This is a genomic window from Streptomyces sp. WZ.A104 (assembly GCF_002382885.1).
Lineage (GTDB): Bacteria > Actinomycetota > Actinomycetes > Streptomycetales > Streptomycetaceae > Streptomyces.
Genome location: NZ_NWVL01000061.1, coordinates 1 through 17,358 on the forward strand (window position 1 = coordinate 1; position 17,358 = coordinate 17,358).

Consider the following 17,358-nt stretch of genomic DNA (forward strand, 5'->3'; position numbering starts at 1 on the left):
CGCGAGATTGTGACCGACGGCGAGCACCGCCCACACAGCTCCGAACGTCGCGAGAGTCGCGACCTGCTCAACGCTCGTCATCGGGCACCGCCAGCAGCAGCGTTAGTGCAGAGAAGGTCCACGGGCGACGAGCCGGGTGCGCGGGTCGCGCTGGCCATGGCGCTGCGCGCAGACCCCGGCTACACCTTCGCCCATCTGCTCCACCGGGCCTGCAACGAAGGCATTGACCCGGAGGCCATCCGCCGCTGCCTGCGCGAAGCACGCGACGAGGAGGCGGATTCCGGACCCGGGACCACCGGAACTACCGGGACCACCGGGACCACCGGAATGTCGGCCGACACCGCCGCCGGTCCGGCCACCGCCCTCCGTATCCGCCGGGCCCGCACGCTGCCGAACGGGGGACGGCGGCGAGGCGGAGTGCCCAGGCCCCCGGACGCCGGGCGGAGGGCACCGCTCCCCGCCACGACACGGCCCGGGCCGCCCGGGGCCAGGCGGCGCACACGAGAGGCCCGCAGGTACGGCCGACGCGGCACCAGGACACGCCGATGAAGGGCATGCCGATGAGCGTGCCGATGACGAGCGCGCCGGTGACGGGCACGCAGGTGACGGGCACGCAGGTGACGGGCGTGACCCCGGGGCCTGCGGAGCCGTTCACGGTGATGTCGGAGTCGTACGGCCCGTGGCACCGCGGATGCGGCGGCTGCCCGGAGTGCAGAGAAGGCACGGAAGACCCCCATGGCCCTCACCGTCCCGCCCCGGGACCCCACGCCAGCCCCCACCGAAACGCCCACCCCGCCGAACGTCCCATCGCTCGTACCTCCGCCTGCCCCCGGCGGACCCCCACCCGCCGCCCGTCCCCGCCCCAGCCCCCCCTCCGGCGAACTGCCGCCCGTGCACCAGGCGATCATCTGCGTGGCCCTGCCCTGCATGGCGGTCTCCGCGCACCACGGACAGCTCACCGGCCAGGGCCTGGAAGGCTTCTACCGGTCGGGCCGACGGCTCCTCTCGCAGTGTCGGCTTCGCGTGGGAGGCCGCGAACCGCTGCCGGTGCAGGGTCGGTTGGAGAGTTCGGAGCGTGCCTATTTCCTGGGCGCCGTCCGTACTTCCCAGGACACGGGTCCCGACCCGGAGATCACAGTGGAGCGTCGGCGCCATGCCGAAGGCACCGAAAGGATCACCCTGCGCAGTGCGGCGCTCCGACCGGTCCGCCTCGTCGTGGAGGTCTCCCTGGCGACGGACCTGGCAGACCTCGCCGCCGTCGCGGCGGGACACGGTGGGCCGGAGCGCGCCGCAGGGGTGCACGGTTCGGGACTGCGGTGGACCGCACCGGGCGGAGCCGGATCGGCGGTCACCGCGGACCCGCCGCCCCAGGACGTTCTGGGCCATGCGGGCCTGCTGCGCTGGAACGTGGAGCTCATGCCCGGCGCCACGTACCGGATCGAGCTGACCGTCCGCCCGGAGCACCGCGGGCGGATCATGAGCAGGCCGCTCATGAGGCCCGGGGCCCGGCTGCTGTCCGACGCACGGGCCGAGGCGGACGACCCGAGGGCGGAGCCGCTGGTCCGCGCGGGTCTGGGAGACCTGAGGGCGCTGCTCACGGCAGACGAGCGCGGGGCCGGCGGACCGGTCCTGGCCGCGGGGGTCCCCTGGCGCTGCACCCCGTCACCGGCCGAGTCGCTGTGGGCCGCGCGGATGGCGCTGCCGCTCGGTACGGGGCTCGCGGCATCCACCCTGCGCATGCTGGCGAGCAGGCAACTGAAGGGGCCCGGCGACGACTTCGGGCGCATTCCCGGCCCGCTGCGGGACACCGGGCCGGTGCTGCCGCCCAGTTGCACCGGGACCGAGGCCACGCTCGGATACCCGGCGGTGCTGGCCGAGGCCCGCCGCTGGGGACTGCCGGAGACCGAGGTGGCCGACCTGCTGCCGACGGCTGAGCGGTGCCTCCAGTGGCTGCGGGAGGCCGCGTCCGAGGACGGGTTCGTGCCCGACGGCGGGCCCGCTGGCTATCGCCGGGCGGACACCCAGGCGCATGCGCACCGGGCGGCGCTGCTCGGCGCCGATCTTCTCGACGGATGCGGCCGCGGCGGCGGTGACGCGTGGCGGGAGTGGGCGGCCGGGCTGCGGGCCCGGTTCCGGGACCGGTTCTGGGTCGACGACCGGTCGGGCGGCTGCCCAGCGGCCGCCCGGACCGGAGCCGGACAGCCCGTCCGGTATCTCGGGAGCAGCGCGGCCCACCTGCTCGACACGGGACTGCTGGGCGGGGGACGGCTTGCCCAGGGCTTGCTGGACGGCGGCTCGGCGGACCGGCTGGCCAGACTCCTGTCCGGGCCCGACCTGGATTCGGGCTGGGGCCTGCGCACACTGGGCTCCGGGGAGCGGGGGCACAACCCCTTCGGCCACCGTTCCGGAGCCGTGCGGGTGCACGAGACCGCGGTCGCCTGCGCCGGTCTCGCGGCCACCGGACACGAACAGGCGGCCGCCGCCCTGCTGAAGGGCGTACTCGGGGCCGCGGAGGCCTTCGACTACCGGCTGCCGGAAATGTTCGCGGGGGAGCAACGGCGTACGGGCAGCCTCCCCGCGCCGCATCCGGCGGCCTGCCGCCCGGCCGCGCTCTCGGCCGCCGCCGGCATCCACCTGGTCGCGACCCTCGCCGGAATCCGCCCCGACGCCCCGTCCGCCACAGTCCGCCTGCACCCCTTGCGCAGCGCCCCGCTCGGCGCGGTCCAGCTCTCTGGACTGAGAGTCGGCGGAGAGCCCTTCTCGGTCCGGATCAGCAGACTGGGTCTCGGCATGATCGAGGAAGCCGGCGCGGGACTCCGGCTGGGGGGATGAGGACGGGCAACTGGGACTTGGGAGGAGAGGGGGGGGAGGGGGGAGGGGGGAGGGGGGAGGGGGAGGCCCCCGGCCCGGCCCGGCCGGATCCCGCCAGCCCGGCGGATTTCCTGATCGCGAGGACGCTGAAGGGAGTGTTTATCGTCAGGCAGACGACTATGATCACGGCATGCCGCCCTACGACCCGTCGACCTTCCCGCCCTTCGCTGTCACCGTCGACCTGGTCGTGCTCACGGTGCGCCGTCACGCGCTCTGTGCACTGGTCGTGCGGCGCGGAGAGGCTCCGTTCCAGGGCCGGTGGGCGCTGCCCGGCGGTTTCGTCAGGGCGGACGAGGATCTGGGCTCCGCGGCGGCGCGCGAACTCGTCGAGGAAACCGGCCTTTCCGCGCACGATCCGGCGAAGCCGTCCCTCGGCAACGGCGCTCACCTGGAACAGCTGGCGACCTATGGCGATCCGGCGCGCGACCCGCGGATGAGGGTGGTCAGCGTCGCGCACCTGGCCCTCGCGCCGGATCTGCCCGCGCCCCGGGCGGGCGGCGACGCCAACAGCGCGCGCTGGGCGCCGGTGGAGGATCTGCTGCACCCCGGCGCCGGGCGGGAGGGCGAGCAGGCCGCGCCGCTGGCCTTCGACCACGCGCAGATCCTGGCCGACGGCGTGGAGCGAGCCCGCTCCAAGATCGAATACTCCTCGCTGGCCACGGCGTTCTGCCCGCCGGAGTTCACGGTCGGCGAGCTGCGTCGGGTGTACGAGGCGGTTTGGGGCGTCGTCCTCGATCCCCGCAACTTCCATCGCAAGGTCACCGGCACCCCTGGTTTCCTGGTGCCGTCCGGCGGGACGACCACACGTCAGGGCGGCCGCCCCGCGCAGCTGTTCCGGGCCGGGGCCGCCACGGTGCTCAATCCGCCGATGCTGCGGCCAGAGGTCTGAGCCTCCGCACTCCGGGCGAAGCCGTTGTGATGGCCATGCGGAACGCCCGTCGGCCCATCCCTGCACCAAAAGTCGGAAATGTCGCGTTATGTTGCTGCGGTACTCACCTGCCGCCGAGCGGTCTCACCTTCCGCGAGAGACGCGAGAGAAGCGATGCTCCAGGCCATCGGACTCACCAGCACCCCCCGTCGCGGCGCTCCGCCCGCCGTCAACGATCTGACCTTCGAGGCCCCGCCCGGCCGCGTCACGGCCCTGCTGGGTGCCACGGGTTCAGGCAAGACCGCGGCCCTGCGCCTGATGCTCGAACTCGACGCTGGGCGGGGCGTCGCCTACTTCCGGGGTCGGCCGCTGCACCGCATCGCGCACCCGGCGCGCGAAGTGGGCGTGCTCCTCGGTGACGTACCGGGCCATCCCTCGCGGACGGCACGCGGGCAGCTCCGGATGCTCTGCGCGGCCGCGGGCGTGCCCGCCGCCCGGGCCGACGAGGTGCTCGAAGCCGTCGGCCTCGCCGGGCTCGGCGACCAGCGTCTGGGCACCCTCTCGGTCGGTATGGACCGCAGGCTCGGGCTCGCCTGCGCCCTGCTCGGGGACCCGCACACCCTGGTCCTCGACGAACCCGCCGACGGGCTCTCGCCGCGCGAGAACAGTTGGCTGTACGGGCTGCTGCGCGCCCACGCGGCCCAGGGCGGAACGGTTCTGTACGCCAGCGGCGACCCCAAGGAGGCGGCCCGCAACGCCGACCACGTCGTCACCATCGACGCGGGGCGCCTCGTCGCGGACCAGGGCGTCGCCGACTTCGCCCGCACCCGACTCCGCCCCCGGGTCGTCGTCCGCACCCCGCATGCGGCCCGGCTGGCCGCAGTGGTCGGGAGGGAGGCGCGGGCCGCACAGCGCTCCGTCGAGGTTGTCGAGGAGGCGAGTGGCCGGCTGGCGGTGTACGGCAGCAACTGCGCGGAGATCGGCGACATCGCGTACCGGCACAGTGTTCCGCTGCACCAGCTCGCCGACGAGGTCGGCGACACGGGAACCGCCGCCCTGCCGGAGGCGGAGCGCGCTGCCCAGCCGACTCGCGGCGCCCACGGTGGACGGCCGGCTCCCGGCTCCGGCGGGGCACGGCAAGCCCCCGCCGCCCCCGCCGCCCACGGTGTGCGCCGGGCCCTCGCCGTCCACGGGCCGCGCCGGGCCTCGGACGTAGCCCTGTCCGAGCTGCCGCCCCCGATTCGCGTACGCCCCGCGCGCGGCCCGCTGCGCCCGCTCCGGTACGAACTGCGCCGCTCCCTCGGCGTCAGGACGACCGCCGCGATCATGGCGGCCGTTCTGCTGACGTCCGCCGCCCTGTCCGTCCTGCTCGCCCGCACGGACGGCACCGCGCTGCCGCGCCTGCTCGCCGCCTGGCCCGAACTGCTGCCGCTGCCTCCCGCTGCGCTGGGCGCGGGCCTGCTCGGGGCGCTGTCGTTCGGGGACGAGTTCCGCTACCCCGCGCTCGCCGCCGGTCGCGGCACCGTGCCCCGGAGGCTCGGGCTGCTGCTGGCGAAACTTCTCGTGACCGCGAGCTTCGCGCTCCTGCTCGCGGGCCTCGCTGTGGGGTGCGACGCGCAGGCCCTGCGGCTCGTGTACGGACCGGAGTTGATCAGGATTCCGGAGAACTCCCTCGCGCTCGGCGCGAGTTGGGCCGGTCTTGCCGTCGGCTGTGCCTGGGCTGGGCTGCTGGCCGCCGGGGTCTTCCGGGTGGCCGGGGCTGGAATCGCCGCCGTGCTGGCTGTTCCGGTGCTGGTCGTGCCGCTGGTTCAGAAGGTCTTCGAGGCGCCGTCCGCGAGGTCGGTCGCCGGGCTTCCGGGGCGGCTGCGGGAGCTGGCCTGGTGGCAGCTGCCGCAGGAGGCCGACCGCTGGGTCCTCGCCGTCGCACAGGTCGTGGCTCAGCCCGTGGGGGCCGCGCTCGCCCTGTCGTTGTCCGTCCTGATCTGTGCGTATCTGTTCACCGGCCTTCGAGGAAAGGTGCGTTGGTGATCGCCGCCGTCCCGCGCCGGGAGCGGGGTCGCGAAGCCTCCTGAGAAATGGCCGATTTGTAGGTATATGGCGTCAATTGTGTAGCCAGCGCCGATCACCCTTTCGTGTGCTTTTCAGCAAAGACCTCAAGGGGCGGGCGAGCCGGGCCGACAAAGGATGCGTGAGTACCCTTGCGCACACCATGATGACCGCCGCCCGCTCCGCCGACTCCGGCCTGGCCGGTCCGGGCGAACTCGACCGCTATCCCTATACGGAGGCGCCGGCCGGCGAGCGAGCTGTTTCCCGGCCCTGGGGCGGTTCCGATTCCGAGCTGGGACGGGCGAGCCGACGGGGGGCTGCCAGTCGGGGGCGCGGTCTCCACGGCCAACTCGTCCAGCAGCTGGGCCAGATGATCGTTTCCGGTGACCTCGGCGCGGACCGCCCCCTCGTGCCCGAGGAGATCGGCCAGCGGTTCGAGGTCTCCCGCACCGTCGTACGCGAGTCCCTGCGCGTGCTCGAAGCGAAGGGGCTGGTCAGCGCGCGCCCCAATGTGGGCACGAGGGTCCGCCCGGTCAGCGACTGGAATCTGCTGGACCCCGACATCATCGAATGGCGGGCCTTCGGCCCCCAGCGAGACGATCAGCGCCGCGAGCTGGCCGAGCTCCGCTGGACCATCGAACCGCTCGCCGCCCGCCTCGCGGCCGGGCACGGCCGGGACGACATCCAGCAGCGCCTCGGCGACATGGTGGAGATCATGGGGCACGCGATGGGGCAGGGGGACGCGATCACCTTCTCCCGCGCCGACGCGGAGTTCCACTCCCTGCTCATCCAGGCCGCGGGCAACCGGATGCTCGAACACCTCTCCGGCATCGTCTCGGCCGCCCTGCATGTCTCCGGTGGCCCGGTCACCGGCTGTGACCGCCCCGGTGAGTCCTCCCTCGCCCACCACGCGCGGATCACCGACGCCCTGGCCTCCGGTGACGCCGCGGCCGCCGAGTCGGCCATGCGGCAGCTGCTCGTCGTCCACCCCGACGTCGAGCGTGTGGTGCCCGCGCCGCGCGAGCACTGACCGAAGCACGGCCGGGGCGCCGGGGCCCTGTGCCGCCGGACCGCACGGGTCCGGCGGCACAATTGTGGGGAGATGTCATCCCTGGGTCGGTTGGTCGCGAATGAGGTGTGACTCGGGCCACGCGGATTGGGCGTAACACTCCTCGAAGCAGCGCGATGACTTAAGAGGTGACCGCCGCGGAAGGAATACAGCAGGCCCTGAGGGCGCTGTGCAGTTCTGAGGCCAAACCCGCGCCGTCGGCGACATCCCCAGTCGACGGTCGTCGGTTCCAGCCCTCTCCAGGGCGGGGCCGGAAGCCGTTTCCATCGTTCCGAGAGGTTGTTCGTGTCGGCCAGCACATCCCGTACGCTCCCGCCGGAGATCGCCGAGTCCGAGTCTGTGATGGCGCTCATCGAGCGGGGAAAGGCTGATGGGCAGATCGCCGGCGATGACGTGCGTCGGGCCTTCGAGGCTGACCAGATTCCGCCAACCCAGTGGAAGAACGTTCTGCGCAGCCTCAACCAGATCCTCGAGGAAGAGGGTGTGACGCTGATGGTCAGTGCCGCGGAGTCGCCGAAGCGCGCCCGCAAGAGCGTCGCAGCGAAGAGCCCGGTCAAGCGCACCGCCACCAAGACTGTCGCGGCGAAGACCGCCGTGACCAGGACCGTCGCGGCCACCGCCGCGCCGACGGCCGAGAGCGCGGGTGCGGTGGCCGATGACGCCGTCGTGGCCGCTCCGGCCAAGAAGACCGCCGCCAAGAAGACGGCTGCAAAGAAGACCGCCGCGAAGAAGACGGTGGCCAAGAAGACAGCGGCGAAGAAGTCCGGCAAGCAGGACGACGAGCTCCTCGACGGCGACGAGGCGGTCGAGGAAGTCAAGGCCGGCAAGGGCGAGGAAGAGGAGGGCGAGGGCGAGAACAAGGGCTTCGTCCTCTCCGACGACGACGATGACGACGCACCTGCCCAGCAGGTCGCCGTAGCCGGCGCCACCGCCGACCCGGTCAAGGACTACCTGAAGCAGATCGGCAAGGTTCCCCTCCTCAACGCCGAGCAGGAGGTCGAGCTCGCCAAGCGCATCGAGGCCGGTCTCTTCGCCGAGGACAAGCTGGCGAACGCCGACAAGCTCGCGCCGAAGCTCAAGCGCGAGCTGGAGATCATCGCCGAGGACGGCCGCCGCGCCAAGAACCACCTCCTGGAGGCCAACCTCCGTCTGGTGGTCTCCCTGGCCAAGCGTTACACCGGTCGCGGCATGCTCTTCCTGGACCTGATCCAGGAGGGCAACCTCGGTCTGATCCGCGCGGTGGAGAAGTTCGACTACACCAAGGGCTACAAGTTCTCCACGTACGCCACCTGGTGGATCCGTCAGGCGATCACCCGCGCCATGGCCGACCAGGCCCGCACCATCCGCATTCCGGTGCACATGGTCGAGGTCATCAACAAGCTCGCGCGTGTGCAGCGCCAGATGCTCCAGGACCTGGGCCGTGAGCCCACCCCGGAGGAGCTGGCCAAGGAGCTCGACATGACCCCCGAGAAGGTCATCGAGGTCCAGAAATACGGCCGCGAGCCGATCTCGCTGCACACCCCGCTCGGCGAGGACGGCGACAGCGAGTTCGGTGACCTGATCGAGGACTCCGAGGCCGTCGTCCCGGCGGACGCGGTCAGCTTCACGCTCCTCCAGGAGCAGCTGCACTCGGTGCTCGACACGCTCTCCGAGCGTGAGGCCGGCGTGGTCTCGATGCGCTTCGGACTCACCGACGGTCAGCCCAAGACGCTGGACGAGATCGGCAAGGTCTACGGCGTGACGCGCGAGCGCATCCGTCAGATCGAGTCGAAGACGATGTCGAAGCTTCGCCACCCCTCGCGCTCGCAGGTTCTGCGCGACTACCTCGACTAGGAGTCGCGAGTACCTCGGTCGAGCGCGAGGACGGCCGAGCACGAGAACGACCGGCCGAGGGCCCGGAACCCCCCAGGGGATCCGGGCCCTCCGGCGTGTCCTCGGGTGCGGACAGCGGGAGCCTGGATCACGCTGGGTGGATTGTCTTTCACCTCAGCGTCAGGAGCCTCCATGCCCCGTTCCGTAGTCCGTGCTCTGACCGGGGTGCTGGCCCTGGCCGCCGCGACGGCCGTGCTGCCGCTCGCCTCCCCTGCCCCGGCAGCCGCGGACAGCATCATCGTCGGCGGGCAGCCCACACCCGTGGCGGACAGCCCCTGGGTGGTGGCCCTGTCGAGCCGTGACAGGTTCGGGGGAGCGCGGTCCGGCCAGTTCTGCGGCGGGGTCGCCGTGGCGCCCACGAAGATCCTGACGGTCGCCCACTGTCTGGGTGACGAGGCGCTCGGCGGACCGGCGAACCGGGTGAAGGACCTGCTGGTCATCTCGGGGCGCGAGCGGCTGAGCGATTCCGGCGGACTGGAGACCCCGGTCCGGGACATCTGGGTGAATCCGGCGTACGACCCCGGCTCCAACGCCGGCGACCTCGCGGTGCTGACCCTGGCCCGGGCGCTGCCCAGGAGCAGCGTCATCCCGATGGCGCGGGCCGGGGACGCCGCCTACCGGGCCGGGACGGCCGCCGACGTCTACGGGTGGGGTGACACGACGGGCAGCGGCACCTACTCCTCCGTACTGCGCTCCGCGCGGGTCCATGTCCTGCCGGACCGCGACTGCGCGCGAGCCTACCCGGGCGGCAGGGAGGGTACGTACGACGCCTCGGCGATGCTCTGCGCGGGCGAACCCGTGGGGGGCCGGGACGCGTGCCAGGGGGACAGCGGAGGGCCGCTGGTGGCCCGTGGGCGGCTCGTCGGCCTGGTGTCATGGGGCAGCGGCTGCGGCCGGGCGGGCAGCCCCGGGGTGTACACGCGGGTCTCGGCCGCCCTGGAGTGGGCCGCGGGCCGCATCTGAAGCGGCCCGCCCGGCGCGGAGACGGCGAGAACTGCGGATACGCGGGGACGGTGAGAGCCGCGGATACGACGAGAACGGGCGGCTTCCCCCGGTGGGGGAGCCGCCCGTCGGCTGGTCCTGGACCAGCCCCTGGCTCGTCGTGGATGCGAGGTGTCAGTGTTGGTCCTCGTCGGCGGCGGCCGTCTGCACGGCGGTGAGCCGATCCGTCTCATCCTGTATTTCCGCGGCGATCTTCTTGAGTTCCGGCTCGAACTTGCGTCCGTGGTGGGCGCAGAAAAGCAGTTCACCGCCGCTGATCAGGACGACGCGCAGATAGGCCTGGGCGCCGCAACGGTCACAGCGGTCTGCTGCGGTCAGCGGGCTCGCGGGGGTCAGAACAGTAGTCACGTCGCCTCTTCTCTAGCTCGACGAGCTGTCGTACCAGGGTCAACATCCAACCAGGCCGAAAACGTTCCCGCTCGTGGCTTTTCTTCGAAACTTCTTCTCGGTGTGGCTGTCTGTTGCCGGTTGGCGGCGAATGTGCCGTATGCGGAGCGCTACGGTTTCGCATTGCTTGTCTTGGGGGTGTGTCCCGCCGGCCGGCTTGCCGGTTTGTTCATGAGGACGTGCCCGGAGCCTAAATGGTTCATGCGTCGAAGGGAACGTGATGTGCACGTCACTCCAACGAATGATCGAACATCCATGCGAGCCTGGATGAGGCTCGACTAGCATGAGGATTCCCCGAGGGTGGCGTTACAACCGCTCTACCAGGCCTCTGTAGGCTCTCAGCGGCAACCGAAGCCCAGCCCGATACCCACCGGGGCCCCAGATGAAATTCAGCGAGGAGCGAACCGCGTGACCGCCGAAACGTCCGTGCCGTCCACCGCGATGCTGGCCGCAGCAGGCGGCGACCGGGACAGCTCCAACTACACCGCGCGGCACCTCCTCGTCCTCGAAGGGCTGGAGGCCGTCCGCAAGCGCCCCGGGATGTACATCGGGTCCACCGACAGCCGCGGTCTCATGCACTGCCTCTGGGAGATCATCGACAACTCCGTCGACGAGGCGCTGGGCGGCTACTGCGACCAGATCGAGGTCATCCTCCACGACGACGCCTCCGTGGAGGTCCGGGACAACGGCCGCGGCATCCCGGTCGACGTCGAGCCCAAGACCGGGCTCTCCGGCATCGAGGTCGTCATGACCAAGCTGCATGCCGGAGGCAAGTTCGGCGGCGGCTCCTACGCGGCCTCCGGGGGCCTCCACGGCGTCGGCGCCTCCGTGGTCAACGCACTCTCCGCCCGCCTGGACGTCGAGGTCGACCGCAACAGCGCGACCCACTCCATCAGCTTCCGGCGCGGCGTCCCCGGCATGTTCACCGAGCAGGGGCCGGACAGCCCGTTCGACCCGGCCAACGGCCTGCGCAAGGGCAAGCGCGTCCCCAAGACCCGCACGGGTACCCGGGTGCGGTACTGGGCGGACCGCCAGATCTTCCTCAAGGACGCCAAGCTCAACCTGGAGACGCTCTACCAGCGGGCCCGCCAGACGGCCTTCCTCGTCCCCGGCCTCACGATCATCGTCCGCGACGAGCGGGGGCTCGACGGCGAGGGCAAGACCGAAGAGACGTTCCGTTTCGACGGCGGCATCAGCGAGTTCTGCGAGTACCTCGCCCAGGACAAGGCCGTCTGCGACGTCCAGCGGCTGACCGGCACGGGCACCTTCAAGGAGACCGTTCCCGTCCTCGACGACCTCGGCCACATGACCGCCACCGAGGTCACCCGCGAGCTCGGCGTCGACATCGCGCTGCGCTGGGGCACCGGCTACGACACCACCGTCCGGTCCTTCGTCAACATCATCGCCACCCCCAAGGGCGGCACCCACGTCAGCGGCTTCGAGCGCTCCCTCACCAAGACGGTGAACGAGGCGCTGCGCTCCGCGAAGATGCTGCGGGTCGCCGAGGACGACGTCGTCAAGGACGACGCCCTCGAAGGGCTCACGGCCGTCGTCACCGTACGGCTGGCGGAGCCGCAGTTCGAGGGGCAGACCAAGGAGGTGCTCGGCACCTCGGCGGCCAACCGGATCGTGGCCAACGTGGTCGCCAAGGAGCTCAAGGCCTTCCTGACCTCCACCAAGCGGGATGCCAAGGCCCAGGCCCGGGCGGTCCTGGAGAAGGCGGTCGCCGCCGCCCGCACCCGGATCGCGGCCCGGCAGCACAAGGACGCCCAGCGGCGCAAGACCGCGCTGGAATCCTCCTCGCTGCCCGCCAAGCTCGCCGACTGCCGCAGCGACGACGTCGAGCGCAGTGAGCTCTTCATCGTCGAGGGCGACTCGGCGCTCGGCACCGCCAAGCTGGCCCGGAACAGCGAGTTCCAGGCGCTGCTGCCGATCCGCGGAAAGATCCTCAACGTACAGAAGTCGTCCGTCTCGGACATGCTCAAGAACGCCGAGTGCGGTGCGATCATCCAGGTCATAGGAGCCGGGTCCGGGCGGACCTTCGACATCGACGCCGCGCGCTACGGGAAGATCGTCCTGCTGGTGGACGCCGACGTCGACGGCGCCCACATCCGCTGCCTGCTGCTGACCCTCTTCCAGCGCTACATGCGCCCGATGGTCGAGGCCGGACGGGTCTTCGCCGCGGTGCCGCCGCTCCACCGGATCGAGCTGGTCCAGCCCAAGAAGGGGCAGGACAAGTACGTCTACACCTACTCCGACAGCGAGCTGCGCCAGACCCTCCTGGAGTTCCAGCGCAAGAACGTCCGGATCAAGGAGTCGATCCAGCGCTACAAGGGCCTGGGCGAGATGGACGCCGACCAGCTGGCCGAGACGACGATGGACCCGCGCCACCGCACCCTGCGGCGCATCAACATCGGGGACCTGGAATCCTCCGAGCAGGTCTTCGACCTGCTGATGGGCAACGAGGTCGCGCCCCGCAAGGAGTTCATCACCAGCTCGGCGGCCACCCTGGACCGCTCGCGCATCGACGCCTGACCCTCGTGGGTCCGCCCGGCCCCCGCTCCCGGACCACCGGGGCGGGGGCCGGGCGTGTTCCCGGGATTCGCGCAGCCGTCCGGGACTTCTGTCACCTGAAGGGGTGAAGCCGGGCGAATGGCGCGCCGGGGATCTTCCCGAGCGGCCCATGGTTGGGTATGCGGCCGAAGGGGTCCGTGGACCAGGGGAGTTGCGCGGTGGAGAAGGAAGCAGGGCCGAAGGCCGCAGGAGTGCGGCTCGACGACCCGTGGGACGACGTGCCGGTCTCGGGCTGGGGCGACGAGGACGGCGCGGCGGGGCCGGATGCGGCCCCCAGCGCGGCCGACATCTATCTGGAAGTGCACCGCAGCGCCGCCTTCCGCGAGGTGCGCCGCCGCTACCGCCGCTTCGTGGTGCCCGCCGCCCTCGCCTTCCTCCTCTGGTATCTCGCCTACGTCGTCGCCGCGACCAGTGCGCCCGAGCTGATGGCCCGCCCGGTCGTCGGCGCGGTCAATGTGGCGATGGTGGCTGGGCTCGGCCAGTTCCTCACCACCTTCCTGCTGACCTGGGCGTACGCACGGCACGCGCGGCTCCGCAGGGACCGGGCCGCACTCGACCTGCGGTGGGACACCCAGGAGATGACGAGGGGACTCGGACAGAACATGGCCAGAGGCCTGGGCCAGGAGATGACGAGGGGGCCCGTACGTTGAGAGGCGACCACCAGACACTGGCCCTGCTCCTGTTCAGCGCGTTCGTCGCGGTGACGCTCTTCATCACCACCTGGGTCAGCCGCAACCGGCAGGGCTCCGCCGAGGAGTTCTACGCCGGCGGACGGCTGTTCTCGCCCATGGAGAACGGATTCGCCATCGCGGGCGACTACATGTCGGCGGCCTCCTTCCTCGGGATCTCCGGCCTGATCGCACTCTTCGGCTACGACGGCATGCTCTACTCCGTCGGCTTCCTCGTCGCCTGGCTGGTGGTCCTGCTGCTCGTCGCCGAACTGGTCCGCAACTGCGGCCGGTTCACCATCGCCGACGTTGTCGCCGCGCGGATGGCGGAGCGCCCGGTGCGCACCGCGCTCGGCACCTCGTCCGTCACCGTCTCCGTGCTCTACCTCGTCGCCCAGATGGTCGGCGCGGGCTCCCTGGTGGCCCTGCTGCTCGGCGGGACGAGCGGCACCGCCCGGTCCTGGACGGTCGTCGGCGTCGGCGCGCTCATGGTGGTCTACGTGTCGTTCGGCGGCATGCGTGCCACCACCTGGATCCAGATCGTCAAGGCGGTCCTGCTGATGGCCGGGGCCGTAACCCTCACGGCCCTCGTCCTGGTCCACTTCCGCGGTGACATCAACAGCCTGCTGAACACCGCCGCCGAACGCAGCGGCCACGGCAAGGACTTCCTCGCCCCGGGCCTCCGCTACGGCGGCGACTGGACCTCCCGCTTCGACTTCATCAGCCTGGGCGTCGCCCTGGTCCTCGGCACGGCGGGGCTGCCGCACATCCTGTCGCGCTTCTACACCGTGCCGACCGCCCGCGCCGCCCGCCGGTCGGTGGTCTGGTCCATCGGCCTCATCGGCAGCTTCTACCTGATGACGATCGTGCTCGGGTTCGGCGCCGCCGCCCTCGTCGGCTCCGCCGAGGTCCGCGCCTCGAACGGGGCCGGCAACACCGCCGTCCCGCTGCTCGCCCTGAACCTGGGCGGAGGCGAGGGTTCCACCGGCGGAACGGTTCTCTTCGCCGTGGTCGCCGCCATCGCCTTCGCCACGATCCTGGCCGTCGTCGCCGGGATCACGCTCGCCTCCTCCGCCTCCGTCGCCCATGACCTCTACGCCTCGCTCCACCGCCCGGGGCGCAAGCAGTACGGCGAGGTGGCCGTGGCACGCGTGGCCGCCGCGGTCATCGGCGTGGTGGCGATCGGCCTCGGCCTGCTCGCCCAGGATCTGAACGTCGCCTTCCTGGTGGGCCTCGCCTTCGCCGTGGCCGCGTCGGCGAACCTCCCGGCCCTGCTCTACTCCCTGTTCTGGCGCGGCTTCACCACCCGGGGCGCGGTCTGGGCGGTGTACGGGGGCCTGATCCCGGCGGTCGTCCTGGTCCTGGTCTCACCCGTCGTCTCGGGCAGCCCCACGTCCCTGTTCCCCGGAGCCGACTTCCAGCTCTTCCCGCTGGAGAATCCGGGCCTCGTCTCGATCCCCCTCGGCTTCCTGGCGGGCTGGCTCGGTACGGTCACCTCGCGCGAGAAGCCGGACGCGGCCAAGCACGCCGAGACGGAGGTCCGGGCGCTGACGGGGGCGGGCGCGGCGTAGGGCGGGGCCGGACGGGCCGGCCCGACCGCCGGGCAGGGCTCAACCCGGGGACCAGCGAGGGGCTTCAGCCCGCGGACCAGGCGTAGCGGTGTTCCGGGCGGCCCGTCTCGCCGTAACGAAGCGTCAGCCGAACCTTGCCGGTGCGCTCCAGCAGTTTCAGATAGCGCTGGGCCGTCTGCCGGCTCATTCCGGCGCTGTCCGCGATCTCCTGAGCCGAGAGAGGGCCATCGGCGCCGCGCAGGGCCTGCCTCACGAGTCCGGCGGTGGTGGGGGAGTGGCCCTTGGGGAGGTCCGGCTCGCCCGCCGCCCACAGCGCCCCGAACAGCCGGTCGACCTCGGCCTGTTCGGCCTCCCCACCCCCGTCGAGCGCCTGCCGCAGGGCGGCGTACGCCTCCAGCTTGGAGCGCAGGCCCGCGTACGTGAACGGCTTCACCAGGTACTGGAGCGCGCCGTGCCGCATCGCGTCCTGCACGGTGGCCACATCGCGCGCGGCGGTCACCATGATCACGTCGACCTGACGGCCGAGGCGGCGCAGTTCCCGTACGACGGCGAGGCCGTTGCGGTCGGGGAGGTAGTGGTCCAGCAGGATCAGGTCCACCGGGACCTCCTCGACCCCGGCCAGCGCCTCGGCGGCCGAGTGGGCCCGCGCGGTCACCCGGAAGCCGGGGACCTTGGCGACGTACGCCGCGTTGATCTGTGCCACCCGGACGTCGTCGTCCACGATCAGCACCTGGATCACCGGTTCTCTCCCGTCGTGGCTGTGCGGGCCGTCGTGCCCGGAGCCGTCGGCTCGGGTTCCGGTTCGGCCAGTGCCTCCGGGAGCACGACGGTGAACACCGCGCCGCCCTCCTCGGCCCCGGAGACCGTCACACTGCCTCCCTGCCGCTCCGCCAGCCGCCGTACGAGGGCGAGCCCCAGGCCGCGTTTGCCGTGTGCCGGGACGTCCTTGGTGGACCAGCCCTCCGTGAAGATCGACGCATGCCGCTCCGGCGGGATGCCGGGTCCGCTGTCATGCACCCGCAGCACTACCGTACGGCCCTCGACGCGCAGTCCGACCTCGATCCTCGCCCCGTCCGATCCGGCTGCCGCGTCGGTGGCGTTGTCGACGAGGTTGCCGACCACCGTGACCAGGCCCCGGGGGTCGATCACCCGGTCCGGGAGCAGCGTGCCGGGCGCCACCCGCAGCGAGACGCCGCGCTCGGCGGCGACCGTGGTCTTGCCGACGAGCAGGGCCGCCAGCAACGGGTCCCGGACCTTCTCCGTGACCTGCTCCGCCGTCGCCCGGTGGACACCCACCACCTCCGTGACGAACTCCATCGCGTCCTCGTGCATCTCCAGCTCCAGCAGCCCGAGCAGCGTGTGCAGCCGGTTCGCGTGCTCATGGTCCTGGGCGCGCAGGGCGTCGATCAGCCCGGTGGTGGAGTCGAGTTCCCGGCCGAGGCGCTCCAGCTCGGTCCGGTCGCGCAGGGTGACCACGGCTCCGCCGTCGTCCGTGGACATCCGGTTGGCCAGCAGCACGCGGCTGCCCCGTACTGCCAGCAGATCGTCGCCGACCACGCGCCCGGCCAGTACGTCCGCGGTCCGGCCGCCGTCCAGCACCTCGTCCAGCGGCCGCCCCGCCGCCTCCGGGCCGAGGCCGAGCAGCCGCTGAGCCTCGTCGTTGAGCAGCCGGATGCGTCCGGTCCCGTCGAGCGCGACGACGCCCTCGCGGATTCCGTGCAGCATGGCCTCGCGTTCGGTCAGCAGCGCGGAGATGTCGGAGAACGCCAGGTCATGGGTCTGCCGTTGCAGACGGCGGGAGATCAGGTACGCGGCGAGGGCGCCGACGGCCAGGGCGGTGCCCGCGTACGCGAGCAGCCCCGGGATCGCCCCGAGGAGGCGGGAGCGGACGCTGTCGTACTCGATGCCGACCGACACCGCTCCGACCACCTCGCCGGAGGGGCCGAACAGCGGCACCTTGCCCCGCGCCGAGCGGCCGAGGGTCCCGCTGTCGATCTCCATCACCTCGCGGCCGCGCAGCGCGTCAGAGGGGTCGGTGGAGACGACCTCCCCGATCCGCCGGGCCTCGGGATGCGACCAGCGCACGCCCCGCCGGTCCATGACGACGACGTACTCCGCGCCGGTGGCCCGCCTGACCCGCTCGGCGGCCCGCTGCACACGCCCCCGCTCCGACGGCTCCGTGGTGCTCAGGCCCTCGACGATCCCCGGCTGGGCGGCCGTGCTCTGGGCGATGGCCAGCGCACGGCGCATCGCCTGGTCGTCCAGCTGCGCGCTCAGCGGGGCCAGGAACAGGCCGGTGACCAGGACGGTGACGCCGGTGATGACGGCCAGCTGCATCAGCAGCACCTGGGAGAAGACCCGCTGCGGCCAGCCGAACCGGAGCGGTCCCCGGCCGGGGGACGGTGGGGCGTTCATCGTACGAACGGTAGA

The 17,358-nt window shown here is 71.9% G+C and carries 13 protein-coding genes; 10 read left to right on the forward strand and 3 right to left on the reverse strand.

The features are described 5' to 3' along the window. Positions 1-105 precede the first annotated feature (105 nt). The 7 genes from CIB93_RS39185 (at position 106) to CIB93_RS27395 (ending at position 9,689) form a co-directional block, all read left to right on the forward strand. The gene (locus CIB93_RS39185) at positions 106-549 is read left to right on the forward strand and encodes a DUF4192 family protein (RefSeq protein ID WP_306454828.1); all 444 of its coding nucleotides are present in this window, start codon (positions 106-108) and stop codon (positions 547-549) included. A gap of 342 nt (positions 550-891) precedes the next feature. Then, positions 892-2,832 (forward strand): glycogen debranching N-terminal domain-containing protein, encoded by a 1,941-nt coding sequence (locus CIB93_RS27365; RefSeq protein WP_373558813.1) that lies wholly within the window; start codon positions 892-894, stop codon positions 2,830-2,832. A gap of 169 nt (positions 2,833-3,001) precedes the next feature. Further along, positions 3,002-3,760 (forward strand): NUDIX domain-containing protein, encoded by a 759-nt coding sequence (locus CIB93_RS27375; protein WP_096630690.1) that lies wholly within the window; start codon positions 3,002-3,004, stop codon positions 3,758-3,760. A gap of 153 nt (positions 3,761-3,913) precedes the next feature. Beyond that, a complete protein-coding gene (locus CIB93_RS27380) occupies positions 3,914-5,767 on the forward strand; it encodes an ATP-binding cassette domain-containing protein (RefSeq protein ID WP_096630691.1) in 1,854 nt (617 codons plus the stop codon). Positions 5,768-5,927: 160 nt separating this feature from the next. Beyond that, a complete protein-coding gene (locus CIB93_RS27385) occupies positions 5,928-6,815 on the forward strand; it encodes a FadR/GntR family transcriptional regulator (RefSeq protein WP_179500268.1) in 888 nt (295 codons plus the stop codon). 324 nt (positions 6,816-7,139) lie between these two features. Then, positions 7,140-8,687 (forward strand): RNA polymerase sigma factor, encoded by a 1,548-nt coding sequence (locus tag CIB93_RS27390; RefSeq protein WP_096630746.1) that lies wholly within the window; start codon positions 7,140-7,142, stop codon positions 8,685-8,687. Between the two features lie 171 nt (positions 8,688-8,858). Then, positions 8,859-9,689, forward strand: coding sequence for a trypsin-like serine protease (locus tag CIB93_RS27395; protein ID WP_096630694.1), 831 nt, complete (start codon positions 8,859-8,861; stop codon positions 9,687-9,689). Positions 9,690-9,842: 153 nt separating this feature from the next. On the opposite strand, the gene CIB93_RS27400 is transcribed toward CIB93_RS27395, so the two are convergent. Then, positions 9,843-10,076 carry a hypothetical protein gene (locus CIB93_RS27400; RefSeq protein ID WP_006128079.1) on the reverse strand — a complete coding sequence of 78 codons (234 nt, stop codon included), beginning with the start codon at positions 10,074-10,076 and terminating at the stop codon, positions 9,843-9,845. Between the two features lie 447 nt (positions 10,077-10,523). Here CIB93_RS27400 and CIB93_RS27405 point away from each other — a divergent pair, with 447 nt between their 5' ends. From CIB93_RS27405 to CIB93_RS27415, 3 genes are all read left to right on the forward strand, one after another. Beyond that, the gene (locus CIB93_RS27405; RefSeq protein ID WP_096630695.1) at positions 10,524-12,650 is read left to right on the forward strand and encodes a type IIA DNA topoisomerase subunit B; all 2,127 of its coding nucleotides are present in this window, start codon (positions 10,524-10,526) and stop codon (positions 12,648-12,650) included. Positions 12,651-12,880: 230 nt separating this feature from the next. Beyond that, positions 12,881-13,339, forward strand: coding sequence for a DUF485 domain-containing protein (locus CIB93_RS27410; RefSeq protein ID WP_096630697.1), 459 nt, complete (start codon positions 12,881-12,883; stop codon positions 13,337-13,339). Further along, the gene (locus tag CIB93_RS27415; RefSeq protein ID WP_096630699.1) at positions 13,336-14,928 is read left to right on the forward strand and encodes a cation acetate symporter; all 1,593 of its coding nucleotides are present in this window, start codon (positions 13,336-13,338) and stop codon (positions 14,926-14,928) included. Before CIB93_RS27410 ends, CIB93_RS27415 begins: the two co-directional genes overlap by 4 nt. A 64-nt stretch (positions 14,929-14,992) precedes the next feature. Here the strand turns inward: CIB93_RS27415 and CIB93_RS27420 are convergent, their stop codons facing one another. Together CIB93_RS27420 and CIB93_RS27425 are read right to left on the reverse strand one after the other, a co-directional pair. Beyond that, complete coding sequence (locus CIB93_RS27420; RefSeq protein ID WP_096630701.1) at positions 14,993-15,667, reverse strand: response regulator; 675 nt, start codon at positions 15,665-15,667, stop codon at positions 14,993-14,995. Beyond that, positions 15,664-17,343: a sensor histidine kinase gene (locus CIB93_RS27425; protein WP_096630702.1), complete on the reverse strand. Its 1,680-nt coding sequence runs from the start codon at positions 17,341-17,343 to the stop codon at positions 15,664-15,666. The genes CIB93_RS27420 and CIB93_RS27425 overlap by 4 nt, the downstream gene beginning before the upstream one ends. Positions 17,344-17,358 lie beyond the last annotated feature (15 nt).